Below are 17,683 nucleotides of genomic sequence, written 5' to 3'. Positions count from 1 at the left end.
ATTTAATTTTCTATTATATCGTTTAAGGTCTCAATTAACTCATCAAATTGATCATTAACGCTTTGGCGTTGTTTATCATTTAAGGTTGAGTTTAATTCGTAGAGTAAATTTATATATAAATCTAAGTTTGCTTCATTGGTTTTCAATAGTGCGTCGCTCATATATAGTTCGCGCTCTTTAATAACTGTACTCAACTGATTTATAAATTCTTTTTTTGTAATTTCAGCATTTGTAAATACCTGTTTGGCCGCATTCAAACGGGTTTGCTTGTACTCTAACCACAACGCTTCTGAGTCTTGATGTTGCTCATTAGTTGATTTAATCAGCGCTTTTTGTTGTTTATTAAGCTTTCCTATCCACTGCTCGTAGTATTCAAATTGCTCTTCCAAACGCTCATCTTTTCGCTCAAGCGGGCTTTGTTCGTTTAACTCTTCACGTTCGTCGTTAATTTTTATCTGAATATTGTTTAAAAGCTCTTCTCTTTGCTCACTTGATAAGGTTGCCCCAAGCTCAGCTAAAGGCATGTGCGCGTATTCAAGTAGGTTTTGCCAATGCTTTTTAGCAAAAACCACCTGCTCTTTTAACTGATCGTTGCTTAGTGTGGTGTTAAAAAGTGCCTTAATATTTTGAATGTCTTGTTTGTAGGCTGGCAGCTGCGTACTTCTGTGCCAGGCTTGGGTCGTGTTAATAATCTGTTTGAGCTGCTTATTTTGTGTTTTATTTAAATCAATATAATCATCTACCCAAAATGACGAAAGCCAGCTCAAGTTGTTATAAGTAAATGAGGCTGAACAACTACACAAAAATACCATGCTGATAGCAAAGCATGCATTTATCACTTTTTTAGCTTTAAGATTATTAAGCATCACTTTCCTTATTTTAAATTTTATAATCATGAAAATCTTATTTGATAATAATTATCATTTAAGTATTGACTTGCGCGGTAATCTAACTAATAATCATTATCAGAAACAAAGTGTACCGACCTCAGTGCCTATGGAAGGATATTCAGCAAGGATGCTGACACATTAAAAGAAGAACGTGCCGCTTCGTGGTATTACTTACTCGACCCAAGTAATAACACCAAATATCACATTTACTTGCTACATTGCTCATATTAGTGACGGTTAATATGACTCAAAAAAGCCCTAACGGGCTTTTTTTATATCTTTAAATTTTCTATAAAATCTGTATCTTACACTTCTTAAACTCATTTACTTACCTTGAAAGTCCACCGCGGTGTTATTTACATTTTATACGCACGATCTTATAAGGTACCGCCTTGCGTTTACACTAAAGCTGGCGTAAAACATAACAGTAGACACCCTTTTTTGCATCTATTTATAGTAACCGATTTAGTCTTTACATAAATGTATTGGGTATTAAACGTTTATAATGTGCAAATAGTGCAAAAATTTAATAAATTAGCATTTAACTATGGCCTGTTGACCTTTTAGGATTAAATCTGTTCTATCTAGGCGCTATTTAATCGCCGCGCGAAGTTTGTAACTTAGTAAGCTCATTAAAAAACCGAGCAACAAAGAGCAAACCGCCTCAAGGGCGAGCCTAAATAGCAGTGGATGTTTAATCTAAAAAATGTACTGGCCCTAAAATCTATCGAAACTATTAATAATTGGAGGCATTAATATGTCACAGTTTAATTTAAAAGCACTCATTCTTGCTGGCGTTTTACTTGCCAGCCCTTTCGCTCATGCAACATTAGAAGATGGCATAAGAGCAGCTAACGAAGGTGAATTTGCAGTCGCCCTAAAAGAATTCCAATACCTAGCAGATAAAGGTTTTGCGCCAGGAATTTACGAACTAGCCAAATTATACGAAGGTGGATACGGTGTAACACGCGATTACCGCAAAGCAGCTGCGCTTTATCAACAAGGCGTTAAAAAGAACCATGCTGATTCGATGTTTGCTCTAGCTGTTTTATACGATGAAGGTAAAGGCGTAAAACTTGATCATCAAATGGCAGTTACCTTATTTGAAAAAGCAGCTAAGAAGAATTTACCTGCAGCTCAATTTAATTTGGGCGTAATGTACGCTAATGGCGTGGGTGTTACACGAGACTATGAAGCGGCACGTAACTGGTACGAAAAAGCAGCTGCAAACAATTACTCTTTAGCGCAATTTAATTTAGCCCTCATGTATTTTGAAGGACTAGGTATGCCAAAAGATCTTGAAAAGTCATATATTTGGAATACTATCGCTGAGTACAACGGTAATATGCAAGCGAGTCATAGCCGTAAACTTGATGAGCGTAAAATGCTGCCTAAAGAAATTGAAGCAGCTAAAGAAAAAGCCGATGCCATTTATGCAAAAATACAAGTGGGTACCTATGCTGGCGAAGGTCGCTTATTTTAAAGTCTTATTTTAGAGTTTAAGACCGTAGCTTTAAACTAATCTAAAAAAGGCTGAATTACATAATGTAATTCAGCCTTTTTAATATATCTTGATTAGCAAGTTAACACCTATTCAACTTTACCAAATCAGCACCCTATTATTTTATGTAAAGCCACTTTAGAAGCTTAATAATAAGTTTGCTTTGTTTTAGTAGCATAACAATGCGAGGATTAAACGAGCCCGATACTAACGTATTTTTAGCATGGCTAAACGTTAAAAAACCTTCTATACCATGATAATGCCCCATTCCTGAATGGCCTACACCACCAAAAGGAGCATCATCAGCAGTTACTTGCACTAAGGTGTCGTTTATTGCCACAGTGCCACTGATTGTTTGCTTCATAATGTATTCTTGAGCGTGCTTATCTTGGCCTAAAATATAAAGCGCTAATGGGTGGTGATGAGCTTTAATATAGTCAATTGCGCTGTCGAGCTTTTCATAACTCATTATTGGTAGTATTGGACCAAATAACTCATCTTGCATAAGCTGCATTTCGTCAGTTACTTGAGTCACTAAATGCAGCCCCATACGATGCTTTTCTTCGTCTTGCTGGTTTTGCTCAAGTGGCTTAATAATGTTTGCACCCAGTTCTTGGGCTTGCTCTAAGTAGGTTGCTAAACGTTTATAGTGTGCATCGCTAATAATAGAGGTTAAGTTTTTACCTTCAACACCGTCTTTAAAATGCTTTTTATACAACTCGCATAATTGCTGAATAAGCTGATGCTCAAGCTCTTTGGGTACAAATACGTAGTCGGGTGCAACGCATATTTGCCCTGCGTTGGCCATTTTGCCAAACAGTAAGGCTTGTGCCGCTTTTTTAATATCGGCATTTTGCGTAATAATAACTGGCGATTTACCACCGAGTTCAAGCGTTACCGGCGTTAAGTTACGACTCGCTGACGCCATTACTAATTTACCTACGTTCGTTGAACCCGTAAATAGTAAATGAGCAAATGGCAGTGATGAAAACTGTGCTGCAACATCACTCGCCCCTAGTATTATTTTACAATGAGCTTGCAGATCATCTTTAAAGATTTTTTCGATAACGGCGTTTGTATGAGGTGTGAATTCGCTTAATTTAAGCATCACTCTATTACCGGCAGCTATAGCGGTAAGCACAGGTACTAACGCTAACTGAATGGGGTAATTCCACGGTGCAATAATACCAACCACACCTTTGGGCTGATAATTAACACTTACTTTTGAAGGCCACAAGCTTAAACCCACAGAGCGATTACTTGGCTTTGCCCATTTTGGCAATTTTTTAATAATGTGCGCGAGTGTTTGCACTGTAGGTAATATATCGCCTAGTAATGTATCGAAAGCGGTTCTGTAACCAAAGTCTTTTGAAGCAGCATCTACTAGCTCTTGCTCAAGTTCAACAATACGTACACGGAGTTTTTTCAATAAAACGAGACGTTTATCAATTGGCAAGTAAGGCGTTTCGAGAAAGCTTTTTTGCAATTCATCAAACTGGGGAATTAAAGGCATTGCCTGTGATGTCTCAGTGCTCAAAATAGGTTACTCAATTTTTAAAGTTATTAACGACTATAACCTTGTTCTGTTTTTCGAGCAATAACACTAATTATCTAAAAAAGAGCTTCTTAAGCAATATAAATAAGCATAAAGAGTAGCTTTGTTTAAAACTGTAAATATAAACAAAGCTACTCTGGCATAGGTTGGTTGGAACTAATTTAGTTCAGCTTTAAAAGCCAAATACTTGGGCTGCAATCGTCATTGTAACCAGCGTAATTAATACAATAGCCACAATGTTTAGCACAAAACCCGCTCTTATCATGTCGCGCATTTGAATTTGCCCTGAGCCAAACACAATAGCATTTGGTGGTGTCGCTACCGGCATCATAAACGCACAACTACACGCTATAGCTGCTGGAATAACCCAAACCAATGGTGAACCTGTTATAGACTCTGCAACGGGCCCTAACAAAGGAAGAAAGCCCGCTGCAGTTGCTGTATTGCTTGTGATCTCAGTTAAAAACGTAATTAATGCCACAACAACAAGTACACTCATAACAAGTGGAATAGTGCTAGCGCCTTCAATTAGATGAGCAATAAATTCAGCAAGCCCTGATGACTTAATTTGAGATGCAAGTGTAAGCCCGCCACCAAATAATAATAAAACGCCCCACGGCACTTTAGCTGCGCTTTCCCAATCAAGGATACGCTCATCTTTGCCTTTATTCGCTGGCATTACAAACAACAGCAATGCCGCTGCAATTGCAATAGTAGTATCTGAAATATTAAGACCTGTTATGTCACCTAATAAAGGTCTAAATATCCAACACAGTGCTGCTAAAACAAACACAAATAACACGCCTTTTTCGGCGCGCTGCATTATACCTAGGCTTTTTAACTGCGTTGAAAACACCGCTTTTGTATCAATTTTTTGATCGTTTTTAACATTAGCATCTACTTTATACGCAAATTTAGTAAGCCAAACCCAGCTAATAATTAGCATGCCTAAAGACAGTGGTACGCCTACAATCATCCATTGCGCAAAGCCAATTTCTATTTGGTAACTATCTGACAAGTAAGCAGCCATTAAAGCATTAGGCGGAGTACCGATTAAGGTAGCAATACCACCAATACTTGCACCATAAGCGATTGATAACAGTAAAGCCTTACCAAAACCTTCATTACTCGGGTCTGATTGCTTAACTAAATTAGTAATTGAAAGCGCAATAGGCAGCATCATTACAGCTGTTGCGGTATTAGACATCCACATCGACAAAAATGCGGTTACCAGCATCATTGCTAAAATTTGCAAGCTTGGCTTTTTACCCGCATATAACATGGTGCTTAGCGCAATACGTTTATGTAACCCCCAACGCTCCATAGCAATAGAAATTAAAAAACCACCTAAAAATAAAAATATTAGCGGGTGCGCATACGGGGCAGCTACGCTTTTAATTGCTGCTATATCAGCAAGTGGTGATATTACCAGAGGGAGCAAAGCAGTTGCTGGAATTGGTACTACTTCGCTCACCCACCACGACGCCATCCAAAATGCTAAACCTGCGGTTTTAAATGCCGCTACAGACATACCCGTTGGTGGATCGAGTAAACATGTTAATAGCATTACTACAGGGCCTAGTATCAAAAAAAGCCATTGGAAATGTCTTTTCTTATCTGGTTTTTGCGTGAGTATATTATCTGTCATGGCAGGCCTCTAAAATTTGTATTTAAGACCAAGCGCAACACTGCTGTCGTCTTGTTCTTCTAAATTAAGGTCGGTGTATAAAAGGTAAGCAGTTGTTTGCTTATCAAATACATAGTCAAGGCCCGTAGTCCATTGCGTTGCCTCAGAAGTTTGACGAAGTAAAGAATCATCTTTAGCAAACTGTAATTTAGGTACCCATTTATCAAGCGTATAGCTTGCACTTAACACATAACCGTTACCTGATTTTATACCATCTGTTGATTCAGAATGCTGATATAGCGCACCAAGCTGTAATTGTTCAAATTTATAGGCTGCTGCTATTCGGCTCGCATTAATATTATTAAGAGAATCAACATGGCTTAATGATAAGTAATATGAGGTGTTTTTTAAGCTACGATCACCATAAATAAAGGTTGCTGCAAATCCAGCTTCGTTATCTTTGTTGTCATCTTTTGGAGCGTAAGTAAACGAAAATTGCGTATTATGCCAATACTTAGAAGTGTATGTTAGCGTATCACCAAGTCTATCTTGTCCTGCAATAACTTGAGCTATGTCACCTTGGGTTTCATTAAAGTTATCAACTTTGCCCTCAGAGTATTTAAAGCGAGTATCATTTCTTCCCACTACAAGCTCACCAAATTGACCTTTTAAACCAAGATAAGTATTCCTTGCACTAAATGGCTCTTCGGTGTCATCTTGCTCAAAGCCTTTTACTTGCACTTCGTATTTAAAAACAACGTTTAAATATTCATTTAATTTGTGTTGCCCTTGAATGCCTATACGCGAAAATGGCGCTTCAATCTGCGTGCCTTTTTCTGCGTAACGCATAATACCCGTATCTGTACTAGCAATTTGCACTTCGGCTTTACCATAAACATCATATTCAGTAGCGCAAGCCGTGTACGAGTAAAAAGCAAAGCTACTTATTGAGGTGAGTAAAATAGTAGAGTGTGTAAACTTTATCATTATGTGTCCTAATTATTAGAATCTACTTGTTGTCAGACCTAATAAGGCAACTTTACTGCCAATGGTAAAATACTTTTATATTTCAGATGGTTAATGAGTATTGCGTATAAAAAAGAGAATAAATGTGCGGTTTCCCACACACCATAAAAACGAAGTTGTCACATAAACCACACAATTTAGTCAATAAACATATCACGGTTTAAATTGTATTTACTCATTTTATCGTAAAGGGTTTTACGAGCGATTTGCAGTGTATCCATCGTATTTTTAATACTGCCATGGTTACGCTCTAGGGCTTCTTCTATTAACGACTGCTCATAAAAAGCAACTTTTTCAGATAAGCTTAAATCGGGAGAAAGCTCACCTTTAGCCTGCGTTTTACTAACACTAAAAGCAAGTTCTACTCCTAATAAAACCGCGCGCTCAGCTTGGTTTCTAAGCTCCCTTACATTACCAGGCCAGTCGTACGCTAAGAGTCGCTGTTGTATTTCGCTATTAAGAGGTGCTGGCGGCTTGTGATAGCGTGTTGCTGCAATAGAGCTAAAATGCTTAAACAGTAATACTATATCTGCTTTGCGAGCTCTAAGTGGTGGTATATCTACTTTTACCAAACTTAGTCGATAATATAAATCTGCTCTAAATTCACCTTTTTCAACTAATAAAAGCAAATCTACTTTAGTGGCTGCAACAATTCTTATATCTAATTCAATTGCTTTATTATCACCTACTGGAGTTACTTTTCGCTCCTCTAATACGCGTAATAATTTAACCTGCAACGACATTGGGGTACTTTCTATTTCATCTAAAAAAACAGTACCACCTTGTGCGAATTCAAACTTTCCCTTACGAGTGTGAGTTGCTCCGGTATAGGCACCGCTTGCAGCACCAAATAACTCACTTTCTATCAACTGCTCAGGCACCGCGCCGCAATTTATAGCCACAAAGTTACTTGCTGAGCGAATACTTTGATCGTGTAAGTAACGCGCTACAAGCTCTTTACCCGTGCCAGTTTCACCTTCAATCATTACATCAGCTGGGGTATCAATAACCGTATTGAGTAAATGCATCATATCTTGCATTTTAGGAGTATCACCCAGTATTCGTACACCCGGCGCTGAGGTTTTTTGTACAGCAAGTTTTAGTGCACGATTTTGAATCACTAAGCTACGCTTGTCGCATGCTCTTGCTATGCAATCAAGCAATGTTTCGTTTACTGGTTTTTCAAATAAGTCATACGCGCCTAATTGCATAGCTTTAACAGCAATAGTTACATCGGCGTACCCTGTTAAAAATATAACCGGCAGTTCACTATCAAATGCCGTGACTTGCTCAAGCAAAGTAAGCCCATCCATTGCAGGCATATTTATGTCACTCAGTACAACGCCCATAAAACGTCGATTAAGCTTTGTTAGAGCCGTACTTGCATCATTAAAGCACTCAACTGTATAGCCTTCGAGAGTAAGTAATTGCTTTAATGAATCTCTGATCATCGCTTCATCATCAACTACAATGATGTGCTTACACGGTGAGTTTTCAATCATCTGTTTTATCCTGCGTGCTTGATAGACTGATTATAAACTCAGCCCCGCCTTGCAGTCGATTGTGCGCACTTAAAGAGCCATTAAACGAGTCAATGATTTGTTTTGAAATAGATAGTCCAAGGCCTAAGCCGTTACTTTCTTTAGTACTATAAAAAGGTTCGAAAATATTACCAAAAGCATGTTGCTCTATTCCAGGCCCTGTATCTAAAATTGAGAGTTTTACTCGGTTATCAAAGCACTCAACATTAAAACTTAATTTACGTATTATTGCGCCATTCATAGCTTGGCTCGCGTTAGTTATTAAGTTAACCAACACTTGCTCAAATTTAAGTGAATCAACCCACACTATTAACCCACTATCTAAATTAGGCTGCTCTACGTGTACGTTATCTTGTTTTAGTTGTGAGCTGGCAATCATCAAGGCGTTATTTAATAAACCAGCTAACGGATAAGGCCTTAATTGAGTTTGTGATGGTTTGCTAAAATGTTTTAGCTGCCCTACTATTTTGTGTACGCGACCTACAAGCCCCTCAATCACAGTTATGCTTTCGCCAAGTGCGGTGTAATTTTGCTTAGCGAGTAAACGTTTGGCGCTTGCTAGGTAAGTATTCATAGCGCTAAGGGGCTGGTTTATTTCGTGATTAATACCTGCGCTTAACTGCCCAATTGTTGCAAGTTTTGCTGATTGAACTAATGCAACTTGCGTTTTCTCAAGCTCTTGTGTGCGCTCAATCACTTTTTGCTCAAGACTATGCCTAGAGTAAACGAGCTTTTTATAACCCGCAAAACGAGCAAGTAAACTATAACCAACAATCATAACTAAAGCATAAATACTAAATGCCCAAAACAAGCGTATTAATTGAGCTGAATTTACTTTTGTAATATCAACAAGTACGTTCATATGTGCACTAAAGTAACGCAATGGTTTTGTCGCACTCACATAAAGGTTTTTATTAATTTTGAAATGCGAAATACCCTGGCTCTTATATTGAAATTGCTTAATATATACAGGTTGATGATCTAAATAAGCACGGCGTAACTTTATATTACGTCGCTTTGTTATATCAAACTCACTGAAGCTATTTAAACGCCATGTTTGCATATCAGACATCGCAATTACATTATCACTAAGCTCTAAATAAAAATGGCTACCTTTAGATGTATTTAAAAGCTCTCTGTCGTTTTCAAATTTGCTTACATTCACTTTTAATACAACAACACCAACCGCTTTGTTGTCGTGATAAACAGCCTGCGAAAAATAAATACCACGCTCTTTTGAACGCATACCTAGTGCAAAGTAGGCCACTTTTTCACCTGCAAATGCACGTTTAAAGTAAGGTCTAAAGGCAAAGTTACTGCCTAAAAATGTGTAATCGGCTTGCCAGTTACTACTTGCCGTTACTGCGCCTTGGGCATTAAGTACAAATATATCTGATGCACCACTGGCTTGTTGTATATCAGCTAAGTAGTTATTTATAGCGTTGTAATGGGCTTGGTCGCCGTTTGCAAATTCAATCATTAACTGATTATAAGTAAGTAGCTGGGGAATAGCCGAAAAACGAGCGAGTTCAGTATCAATGTAATTATTTAATTGAGTAACCTGACGCTGCGCTTGAGCTGTTGCTTTTTCAATATCGTGAGCGCGGCCTACCCAAAATGTAACAACCAAAATTAATACTAATAATATACATACTGTAATTATTTTTTTAGAAAACGTAAACATGGCCTACCCGAGAAATAGCCTAAAAATTTAAGGTCGCTAGTGTAACGACTTATATGAGGCAGGGATATAAACTTTTTGTTAACAAATGAATTTAATTATACTTGTTAATTAAATTTAGTCCTAAAAACAAAAAACACCGCAAACAGTTGTGCTTGCAGTGTTTAAGGTTTAGAACAAAATTAATACGTTATTAATTTGTAGCTAAAGCTGATCTGTTTTTTAGGTATTTGTATAAACCAATTAATGAAGCAGCTATCCAAAATATTTCTATCACAAAGCTCGCTAAATTAAAGTTATAGCAAAGGCTAATTAACAACAAAATCGCCCCTGTTAAATTCATCATATTATACGTTAGGCTAGATGGAGACGTCTTTCCTAGCTGCAGTAAGAAAAATGAACCAACTACTAAAAAAGTACCTGTCATACCTATGATGTCAAATAAGAGTGCTATCACGAAACTATCCTTTATCCATTTTTAAATAACCCAATAAACTGGCCCGATCCATGGGGAGGGTATTTTTTCATTCATTGAAACAGCAAACCGAGCGATTCTATCAATATGGTAAATTCTAACAAGGCCATATGTCCGTATGAATAAATTTTACTGTATCTGAATTATTTAAAAGTTACTTTGCCACCAATTATTTTATAGGCAGGCGCACCACGAATAATCGCTTCTCGGGCAAAAGGCCGACTACAGTTAGGGCAAATACAGGGCTCTTGTGTAAAGTCTTGACTAATACGCTCTTTAAAACACTTAACTAATGCTCCTTTGCCTCCTTTTCGATATTTAAATAAGGAAGCTTTACAAGCAGAGCAAAAAATATCGACCGTTTTAGTGGGGCCTTTTTTATTAGGTTTTGCCATTAAGTCCTGCTGTACTGTATAAAAAATTATTCTTTATTATACCAGTTTATACCAATTCGTTTAATTAAGTGATCTATTTTGAGGGTAGAAAAACGTGTTGATAGCTAGGCGAAAATTCGCTATTTAACTGTTCTAAATGAGAATTTTTTAACACAGGGAGCGATACATTTAGCCTCGCAAAATGATTAAGTATTATTGCTCATTGGTATTAGGTGGGTAAAGGTGACCACTGGGTTTTAGAATTTTTACGCGGTATGGTTATTAAAGTGAGCTCATAATAATTTAATGATGATGAAAAATATAACCTAATCTTTGAAAAAGAAGCGGTTTAATTGAGATGATAATACATTCATATTAAAAGGTTTGATTATAAACCCCGATACTTTAGCCGCAATAACTTGCTTAACTTTATCTGTACTATCCTCACAGGTAACCATCAACACAGGAATATCAGCAAGGGCTCTGTCTTTTCGAATGTTTGTGAGTAAATCAACACCATCCATTTTTGGCATATGAAGATCTGTAATAACCAAATCGAAATGTTGGTCACGTAATAAAGCCAAAGCTTGTAATCCATCTGTAGCTTCAACGATATTGCAATACTCCAACTTTCTTAGCATATTAATTAAAACATGACGCATGAGTGGCATATCATCAACTACTAATATTTTCATTAATACCGCTACCAAATCATGTAAATACGATTATATAAACCTACTCTACTCTCAGGTAAGAATCAAACCGGGCATTAACGGCTACTCAACCCTTACGGCCAAATACCTAAAATAAGCCCCATTAACGAAAACTGTAAAATACAGTAACTCCCATTAATTAAAAATAGCTTTAAAGGGCGTTGCTCAAATATATAACTTAATCCTAGTGAACTACTGATCCAAAAAAAGCCGATTACAAAGCCTGTTCCTATACACTCAACTAAGCTTGCGTCTTTACCTAAAAATAGAGACAACATTAAAGCCGCTATAAATACTAAAAAGAAGCTGCCGCCAAATATCAACTTAGGATTGGCTGATTGTAAATCAAGGTCAGTTAAGCCAATACTTTCTAGCCAAGCGTTTTTAAAGAGTGCTTTTGAGTACCATATGCCGCCAAGCATAAAAGAAGACAGTGCAGCCACCAGTATTGCAAAATAATCTACATCTAAAAGGTTCATACAAACAGCCGTATACAAAATGTGTAATACCGTTTGGTATTAAATATTAACGGTATAAAGATACTCTCAATGTAGTTACAAATAAGGTATTGAGCAAATTGCTTAACTTGAGTTAATTGCCTTTATGGAGAGTAATTTTAAAAATAAAGGCTATAAATCGCCAAATTTAGCGCTAGTTAACGCCGCTAAATTAGTTGGGGAGAGTGCGATTTCTAAACCTCGCTTTCCAGCGCTCACATAAATAGTATCAAAAAGTGAAGCACTACTATGAATAAACGTAGCTAAGCGTTTTTTTTGCCCAAGTGGACTTACTCCACCTAAAATATAACCAGTGCTAGCTTGAACTTTTTGCGGGGCAGCCATTGCTACTTTTTTGGCACCACATAATTTTGCCAACTGTTTTAAGTTAACTTGTTGCGACACAGGAGTAACAGCAACAATTAGCTGCCTTTCATGCGTTTCAAGAACGAGAGTTTTATATACTTGGGCGCTATCTAAATTTAACTTTTCAACAGCTTCAAGCCCATATTGACTATTACCTGCATCGTGATCGTAACTGAGTACTTCAAAGGGGATTTTTTGTTTTTTAAGTAATTCGATTGCTGGGGTCATACTATTGAATCGTGTTTTTTTTTTAACAGTAACAAAAATAAAATTTAAAGCAAAAAAAACGACGCTAAAAAGCGCCGTTTCATTATTAATAATAATTTAAATTTACTTGGTCAAATCATCAAAAAACTTTTTAACACCGTCAAAAAAGCCTTGCTCTTTAGGACGATTTTTCGAGCTATCTGTACCCATACTTTCATCTAACTCTTGCAGTAGTTCACGTTGACGCTCGTTTAAATTAACTGGCGTTTCGATTACTACCTTACAAATTAGATCGCCTTGGGCACCACTTCGAACAGACTTAACGCCTTTGCCACGCATACGGAACATTTTGCCCGTTTGCGTTTCAGAAGGTATTTTAAGTTTTGCACGACCATCAAGTGTTGGCACCTGAATTTCGCCACCAAGACCTGCTGTTGTAAAGCTAATTGGTACTTCACAGTATAAATTATTTGCTTCACGCACAAATATTTCATGTTCGCGAACAGATACTTGCACGTACAAGTCGCCAGATGGCGCGCCGTGCATTCCGGCTTCACCTTCACCAGTTAAGCGGATACGGTCTCCAGTATCAACGCCAGCTGGAATTTTAACTGAAAGCGTTTTAGTTTTTTCTACGCGGCCTTGACCATGACATTTGTTACAAGGGTCTGAAATAATCTGACCTTGTCCCTGACACGTTGGACACGTTTGCTGAACAGCAAAGAAACCTTGGCGCATTTGTACTTGGCCAGCACCATGACACGTAGTACATGTTTTAGGCTTAGAACCTGCTTTAGCACCACTGCCATCACATGGCTCACAACCCACCCATGTTGGTACTTTGATTTCAACTTCTTTACCACGAACCGCTTCTTCTAAGCTCAAGTCCATATTGTAACGTAAGTCAGAACCACGTTGTTGACGAGATTGACGTCGACCACCGCCGCCACCAAAAATATCGCCAAATACGTCACCAAATACATCACCAAAATCGCCATGACCGCCACCAAAGCCGCCATGACCACCGCCACCGCCTTGCTCAAATGCCGCGTGACCATGTTGGTCATACATTTGGCGTTTTTGAGGATCGGTTAAAATCTCGTAAGCTTCTTTAACTTCTTTAAATTTAGTTTCAAGCTCTTTATCGCCTGCGGTACGATCTGGATGATATTTCATCGCTAAGCGTTTATACGCTTTTTTTATGTCTCGCTCACTCGCATCTTTGCTTACGCCGAGGGCTTCGTAATAATCGCGTTTTGACATATCTATCACACTACTCTTTTCTGTTTGCAGCGTGAGCTGCTGGATAAACCGATAAATCGCATCGATTTATCATTGAATTTTCAAACCTTAAATACATGCAAAAGGCGCGACAAGCTATTGCTCGCGCGCCTCAATTGTTCATCCTAACCTAAACACTCGATTGAGTTAAGTGTTTTTGGCTAGCGAGAAGCGTTAGCAACAATTACTTGTCGTCTTTCACTTCTTCGAACTCTGCATCAACAACGTCGTCGTCTTGCTTAGCTGATTGCTGTTGCTCGCCTGCATCTGCTGAACCTTGCTGTGCTTTCGCTTGTGCAATTTCCATTAGTTTTTGAGACTTTTCAGCAAGAGCTTGAGTTTTAGCTTCAATCTCTTCTTTGTTGTCGCTCTTAATAGCAGCTTCTAAATCTACAACAGCCGCTTCAATCGCTTCTTTGTCTTCGCTTGGTAATGCATCGCCAGCTTCTTCAATTTGCTTACGAGTACCGTGTACTAGAGCATCAGCTTGGTTACGAGCAGCTACAAGTTCTTCAAACTTTTTATCGTCTTCAGCATGTGCTTCTGCATCACGAACCATTTTTTCAACTTCTTCATCGCTTAGGCCTGAAGATGCTTGAATTGTGATTTTTTGCTCTTTACCTGTATCTTTATCTTTTGCAGATACATGTAAGATACCATCGGCATCAACATCGAATGTTACTTCGATTTGCGGTGTACCACGTTGTGCTGGGCGAATACCTTCTAGGTTAAATTGACCTAGAGATTTATTGTCGCTTGAACGTTTACGCTCACCTTGTAACACGTGAATTGTTACAGCAGATTGGTTATCTTCAGCTGTTGAGAATGTTTGCGATTTCTTAGTAGGAATCGTCGTGTTTTTCTCAATTAATGCTGTCATTACTGAGCCCATTGTCTCAATACCAAGAGATAATGGAGAAACGTCTAGTAATAGTACATCTTTGACGTCACCAGCAAGTACACCACCTTGAATCGCTGCGCCTACTGCAACTGCTTCATCAGGGTTTACGTCTTTACGTGGTTCTTTACCGAAGAAATCAGCAACTGTTTTTTGTACTAAAGGCATACGTGTTTGGCCACCAACAAGAATAATATCGTTGATGTCGCTTACTGATAAATCAGCATCAGCAAGTGCACGTTTAAGTGGCTCTAGAGATTTAGTTACTAAATCTTCAACTAGTGATTCAAGCTTAGCACGTGTTAGTTTCACGTTCATGTGCTTAGGACCAGATGCATCAGCAGTTACATACGGAAGATTTACTTCAGTTGATTGTGCAGATGACAGTTCAATTTTTGCTTTTTCAGCAGCTTCTTTAACACGTTGCATTGCAAGAGGATCAGTTTTTAAGTCTAAACCTTGATCTTTCTTGAATTCAGCTACTAAGTAGTTGATTACACGGTTATCGAAATCTTCACCACCTAAGTGAGTATCACCGTTTGTAGCAAGTACTTCAAAAGTGTGCTCGCCTTCAACTTCATCAATTTCAATGATTGATAAATCGAAAGTACCGCCACCTAAGTCATATACTGCAACGATGTTTTCGCCACGGTTTTTATCCATACCGTAAGCAAGTGCCGCAGCAGTTGGCTCATTGATAATACGTTTAACTTCAAGACCCGCAATACGGCCAGCATCTTTCGTTGCTTGACGTTGTGAATCGTTAAAGTATGCAGGTACTGTGATTACAGCTTCAGTTACTTCTTCACCTAAGAAGTCCTCTGCCGTTTTCTTCATTTTTTTCAGTACTTCAGCAGAAATTTGTGGTGCAGCGCGTTTTTCGCCACCCGCTTCTACCCATGCATCGCCGTTATCAGCTTTGATGATTTTAAACGGCATGATGCCGATATCGCGTTGTACTTCTTCGTCTTCAAAACGACGACCAATTAAACGCTTGATTGCAAATAATGTGTTTGTCGGGTTAGTAACCGCTTGACGCTTAGCAGATTGACCTACTAATGTTTCGCCGTCTTGCGTGTAAGCAATAATAGACGGGGTTGTGCGATCGCCTTCCGCGTTTTCAATAACACGTGCTTTGCCACCATCAAGTACTGCAACACAAGAGTTTGTAGTACCTAAATCGATTCCGATAATTTTACCCATGAAACTTCTCCAACTTCAATATTCGTTAATACGTTCGATGACATAGTAAATAGGGATGCGCCAAACTTATTTCAACTGTAAAAATGAAAAAAAATCCATTTTTTGTGATTTATTTACAAAATAACCCTAATAATTGTAAGGAATGGTGATTTTTGCACCGCCAGAGATGTTTTTAATTACTGGTCTGACTAGTTTGGTTGTGTTATAAATTTATTAAATCGCACTATAAAAGGACATCTTCATGCATTTTGAACAATTACTTCTCCAAGCTGCAAAAATTGGAAGTTCAGATAATACCGAACAATTAACTAGCACAATGCAATTTCCAGAAAACTGGTGCCAAGGCAGAACTGCTTTTGGTGGGCTCTCAGCCGCACTGTTGTATCAAGCTATCAGAGGAAAAGTATCCAGTGATCGTCGCCTACTCTCACTCAGTACAAATTTTGTAGGGCCATTACTAGCTGATACTCCTTTTTCGTTATCGGTAGAAATATTACGACAAGGTAAAAGCAGCACACAGGTACTCGCCAAAGCCATTCAAAATGAACAAGTGTGTGTAATTGTACAAGCGTGTTTTGCTAAAAGTAGAGAGTCGGGTGTAAATGTGCCTGTTTCAAAGTCTTTAGGGTTAAAACCGGTAGACGAGCGCCATACTCTACCTTTTATTAAAGGCCAGATGCCTGAATTTTTTCAACATGTTGATTTATGCCCTCAACAAGGTGCCATGCCATTTAGCAGCGCAGAAACGTCTCACTTAGGGGGATGGATGCGCTTTAAACATACGCCCGAACAAATAACTGAAGCGCATGTAATTGCATTAACAGATGCATGGCCACCTACGTTATTACAAATGTTTAAACAACCCGCTCCAGCTAGTAGCATGTCATGGTATTTAGAGTTTGTACAAGAGCCAAACTTATCACCTGGCGAATGGCTTGGCTTTGAAGCAATCACTCATCATTCAAAAGATGGCTATGGTTTAGAAGATGGCTGTATATGGTCACAATCCGGTGAGCTAATAGCGCTTACACGTCAAACAGTGGCGTTATTTGATTGATGAATGGGTTTGGCCTTCATCAACAATTCTTTTATAAGTACCGTTTTGCTTGATGAGCGCCAAACCTATATCAAACTCAGTAGCTAAAGAGAGGTTATTAAAATAAGCAGGTCGCTCTGCTTTTGGAAATAAAGTGTAAATTTGCACAGCTTCGGGTGATTTATGTTGATTGTAGTAATAGTAAAAAATACGCTTATCTAACACAATTACATCCACCCAACCTTTTAACAGCTTATCTACCTGCGTCTTTTGATTAATAACCTATTGATATGAGCTAAAGTGTTTAACATTACTTTTAAATATAGAAGGCAGATATGCAGTTGCATTTTGAAAAGCAAGGACGTTTTTATTAAACATGCCTTCTATTTCATCAATATTATATTTATTTCGCTTGAGTGTGATGGCTACATTTTCATAACTAAGTACCGGTTTACTTGGGTAAATACATGGACTACTTCCTCCTGCATAATTTAAAAGTATATCTACTCCTTTATTATGCAATTGATGCTCAGCGCGTTTATTCGACATATATTGCACATTAATATTGGCAAATCCATTAGCCTTTAACGCGGCTTTGATTAAACCTAGGTGTATACCCGAGTCTGTTTTTTCAAAAACATAGGGCGGAATTGATGCGCTCGCGGCGATAATTACTTCTCGCTCTTTATTAATAGCCACAGCATTTTGCGAACAAATAAAGAGCCACATTAGTATGCAGTACAAATAATATTTCACACGCTTCCTTTATATAACGTGCAGCTTGATGGCAGAACGCGTTGTATTAATGTATT

Annotated in this window: 17 protein-coding genes; 2 read left to right on the top strand and 15 right to left on the bottom strand. The window is 38.2% G+C overall.

Annotation, left to right across the window (positions count from 1 at the left end; genetic code table 11):
- Nucleotides 1–2 precede the first annotated feature (2 nt).
- On the bottom strand, nucleotides 3–866 hold the full coding sequence (locus H5159_RS14640; protein WP_182695172.1) for a DUF6279 family lipoprotein: 864 nt from the start codon (nucleotides 864–866) through the stop codon (nucleotides 3–5).
- A gap of 781 nt (nucleotides 867–1,647) precedes the next feature.
- On the opposite strand from H5159_RS14640, the gene H5159_RS14635 reads away from it, so the two are divergent.
- Nucleotides 1,648–2,373: a tetratricopeptide repeat protein gene (locus tag H5159_RS14635; protein ID WP_024595553.1), complete on the top strand. Its 726-nt coding sequence runs from the start codon at nucleotides 1,648–1,650 to the stop codon at nucleotides 2,371–2,373.
- A 136-nt stretch (nucleotides 2,374–2,509) separates the two neighbouring features.
- Here the strand turns inward: H5159_RS14635 and H5159_RS14630 are convergent, their stop codons facing one another.
- The 12 genes from H5159_RS14630 to dnaK all read right to left on the bottom strand — a co-directional run bounded on the left by H5159_RS14630 (nucleotide 2,510) and on the right by dnaK (nucleotide 15,835).
- A complete protein-coding gene (locus tag H5159_RS14630; protein WP_167334960.1) occupies nucleotides 2,510–3,904 on the bottom strand; it encodes a coniferyl aldehyde dehydrogenase in 1,395 nt (464 codons plus the stop codon).
- A 214-nt stretch (nucleotides 3,905–4,118) separates the two neighbouring features.
- Nucleotides 4,119–5,594, bottom strand: coding sequence for an SLC13 family permease (locus H5159_RS14625; protein ID WP_182780499.1), 1,476 nt, complete (start codon nucleotides 5,592–5,594; stop codon nucleotides 4,119–4,121).
- 9 nt (nucleotides 5,595–5,603) lie between these two features.
- Entirely contained in the window at nucleotides 5,604–6,560 is a 957-nt protein-coding gene (locus tag H5159_RS14620) for a porin (RefSeq protein WP_182780498.1), read from the bottom strand.
- A 176-nt stretch (nucleotides 6,561–6,736) separates the two neighbouring features.
- Complete coding sequence (locus H5159_RS14615; protein WP_002959078.1) at nucleotides 6,737–8,101, bottom strand: sigma-54 dependent transcriptional regulator; 1,365 nt, start codon at nucleotides 8,099–8,101, stop codon at nucleotides 6,737–6,739.
- Nucleotides 8,094–9,824 carry an ATP-binding protein gene (locus H5159_RS14610; RefSeq protein WP_039488491.1) on the bottom strand — a complete coding sequence of 577 codons (1,731 nt, stop codon included), beginning with the start codon at nucleotides 9,822–9,824 and terminating at the stop codon, nucleotides 8,094–8,096. The genes H5159_RS14615 and H5159_RS14610 overlap by 8 nt, the downstream gene beginning before the upstream one ends.
- A 190-nt stretch (nucleotides 9,825–10,014) precedes the next feature.
- Nucleotides 10,015–10,278: a CBU_0592 family membrane protein gene (locus tag H5159_RS14605; protein WP_024595558.1), complete on the bottom strand. Its 264-nt coding sequence runs from the start codon at nucleotides 10,276–10,278 to the stop codon at nucleotides 10,015–10,017.
- Between the two features lie 161 nt (nucleotides 10,279–10,439).
- Entirely contained in the window at nucleotides 10,440–10,691 is a 252-nt protein-coding gene (locus tag H5159_RS14600) for a hypothetical protein (protein ID WP_024595559.1), read from the bottom strand.
- A gap of 305 nt (nucleotides 10,692–10,996) precedes the next feature.
- On the bottom strand, nucleotides 10,997–11,365 hold the full coding sequence (locus tag H5159_RS14595; RefSeq protein WP_024595560.1) for a response regulator: 369 nt from the start codon (nucleotides 11,363–11,365) through the stop codon (nucleotides 10,997–10,999).
- 92 nt (nucleotides 11,366–11,457) lie between these two features.
- Nucleotides 11,458–11,862 carry a DUF1761 domain-containing protein gene (locus H5159_RS14590; RefSeq protein WP_002959069.1) on the bottom strand — a complete coding sequence of 135 codons (405 nt, stop codon included), beginning with the start codon at nucleotides 11,860–11,862 and terminating at the stop codon, nucleotides 11,458–11,460.
- 150 nt (nucleotides 11,863–12,012) lie between these two features.
- Complete coding sequence (gene ybaK, locus H5159_RS14585; protein WP_182716874.1) at nucleotides 12,013–12,474, bottom strand: Cys-tRNA(Pro) deacylase; 462 nt, start codon at nucleotides 12,472–12,474, stop codon at nucleotides 12,013–12,015.
- A gap of 102 nt (nucleotides 12,475–12,576) precedes the next feature.
- Nucleotides 12,577–13,716 (bottom strand): molecular chaperone DnaJ, encoded by a 1,140-nt coding sequence (gene dnaJ, locus H5159_RS14580; RefSeq protein ID WP_002959065.1) that lies wholly within the window; start codon nucleotides 13,714–13,716, stop codon nucleotides 12,577–12,579.
- Nucleotides 13,717–13,918: 202 nt separating this feature from the next.
- Nucleotides 13,919–15,835: a molecular chaperone DnaK gene (gene dnaK, locus H5159_RS14575; protein ID WP_002959064.1), complete on the bottom strand. Its 1,917-nt coding sequence runs from the start codon at nucleotides 15,833–15,835 to the stop codon at nucleotides 13,919–13,921.
- A gap of 241 nt (nucleotides 15,836–16,076) precedes the next feature.
- Between dnaK and H5159_RS14570 the strand changes: the two genes are divergently transcribed.
- Entirely contained in the window at nucleotides 16,077–16,892 is an 816-nt protein-coding gene (locus tag H5159_RS14570) for a thioesterase family protein (protein WP_182737518.1), read from the top strand.
- On the opposite strand, the gene H5159_RS21085 is transcribed toward H5159_RS14570, so the two are convergent.
- Both H5159_RS21085 and H5159_RS21080 read right to left on the bottom strand, forming a co-directional pair.
- Nucleotides 16,881–17,096, bottom strand: a complete 216-nt coding sequence (locus H5159_RS21085) for a hypothetical protein (protein ID WP_259399117.1) — start codon at nucleotides 17,094–17,096, stop codon at nucleotides 16,881–16,883. The genes H5159_RS14570 and H5159_RS21085 overlap by 12 nt on opposite strands.
- A gap of 57 nt (nucleotides 17,097–17,153) precedes the next feature.
- The gene (locus H5159_RS21080) at nucleotides 17,154–17,627 is read right to left on the bottom strand and encodes a hypothetical protein (protein WP_259399116.1); all 474 of its coding nucleotides are present in this window, start codon (nucleotides 17,625–17,627) and stop codon (nucleotides 17,154–17,156) included.
- Nucleotides 17,628–17,683 lie beyond the last annotated feature (56 nt).

Source organism: Pseudoalteromonas sp. SG43-1, from assembly GCF_014164415.1.
GTDB classification, from domain to species: domain Bacteria; phylum Pseudomonadota; class Gammaproteobacteria; order Enterobacterales; family Alteromonadaceae; genus Pseudoalteromonas; species Pseudoalteromonas distincta.
This window is presented reverse-complemented; position numbering and strand designations above follow the sequence as displayed.

What these genes read in the sequence shown, in the direction of transcription:
- H5159_RS14640 (WP_182695172.1), bottom strand. Translation starts at nt 866, where the DNA reads ATGCTTAATAATCTTAAAGCTAAAAAAGTGATAAATGCATGCTTTGCT.
- H5159_RS14635 (WP_024595553.1), top strand. Translation starts at nt 1,648, where the DNA reads ATGTCACAGTTTAATTTAAAAGCACTCATTCTTGCTGGCGTTTTACTT.
- H5159_RS14630 (WP_167334960.1), bottom strand. Translation starts at nt 3,904, where the DNA reads ATGCCTTTAATTCCCCAGTTTGATGAATTGCAAAAAAGCTTTCTCGAA.
- H5159_RS14625 (WP_182780499.1), bottom strand. Translation starts at nt 5,594, where the DNA reads ATGACAGATAATATACTCACGCAAAAACCAGATAAGAAAAGACATTTC.
- H5159_RS14620 (WP_182780498.1), bottom strand. Translation starts at nt 6,560, where the DNA reads ATGATAAAGTTTACACACTCTACTATTTTACTCACCTCAATAAGTAGC.
- H5159_RS14615 (WP_002959078.1), bottom strand. Translation starts at nt 8,101, where the DNA reads ATGATTGAAAACTCACCGTGTAAGCACATCATTGTAGTTGATGATGAA.
- H5159_RS14610 (WP_039488491.1), bottom strand. Translation starts at nt 9,824, where the DNA reads ATGTTTACGTTTTCTAAAAAAATAATTACAGTATGTATATTATTAGTA.
- H5159_RS14600 (WP_024595559.1), bottom strand. Translation starts at nt 10,691, where the DNA reads ATGGCAAAACCTAATAAAAAAGGCCCCACTAAAACGGTCGATATTTTT.
- H5159_RS14595 (WP_024595560.1), bottom strand. Translation starts at nt 11,365, where the DNA reads ATGAAAATATTAGTAGTTGATGATATGCCACTCATGCGTCATGTTTTA.
- H5159_RS14590 (WP_002959069.1), bottom strand. Translation starts at nt 11,862, where the DNA reads ATGAACCTTTTAGATGTAGATTATTTTGCAATACTGGTGGCTGCACTG.
- ybaK (WP_182716874.1), bottom strand. Translation starts at nt 12,474, where the DNA reads ATGACCCCAGCAATCGAATTACTTAAAAAACAAAAAATCCCCTTTGAA.
- dnaJ (WP_002959065.1), bottom strand. Translation starts at nt 13,716, where the DNA reads ATGTCAAAACGCGATTATTACGAAGCCCTCGGCGTAAGCAAAGATGCG.
- dnaK (WP_002959064.1), bottom strand. Translation starts at nt 15,835, where the DNA reads ATGGGTAAAATTATCGGAATCGATTTAGGTACTACAAACTCTTGTGTT.
- H5159_RS14570 (WP_182737518.1), top strand. Translation starts at nt 16,077, where the DNA reads ATGCATTTTGAACAATTACTTCTCCAAGCTGCAAAAATTGGAAGTTCA.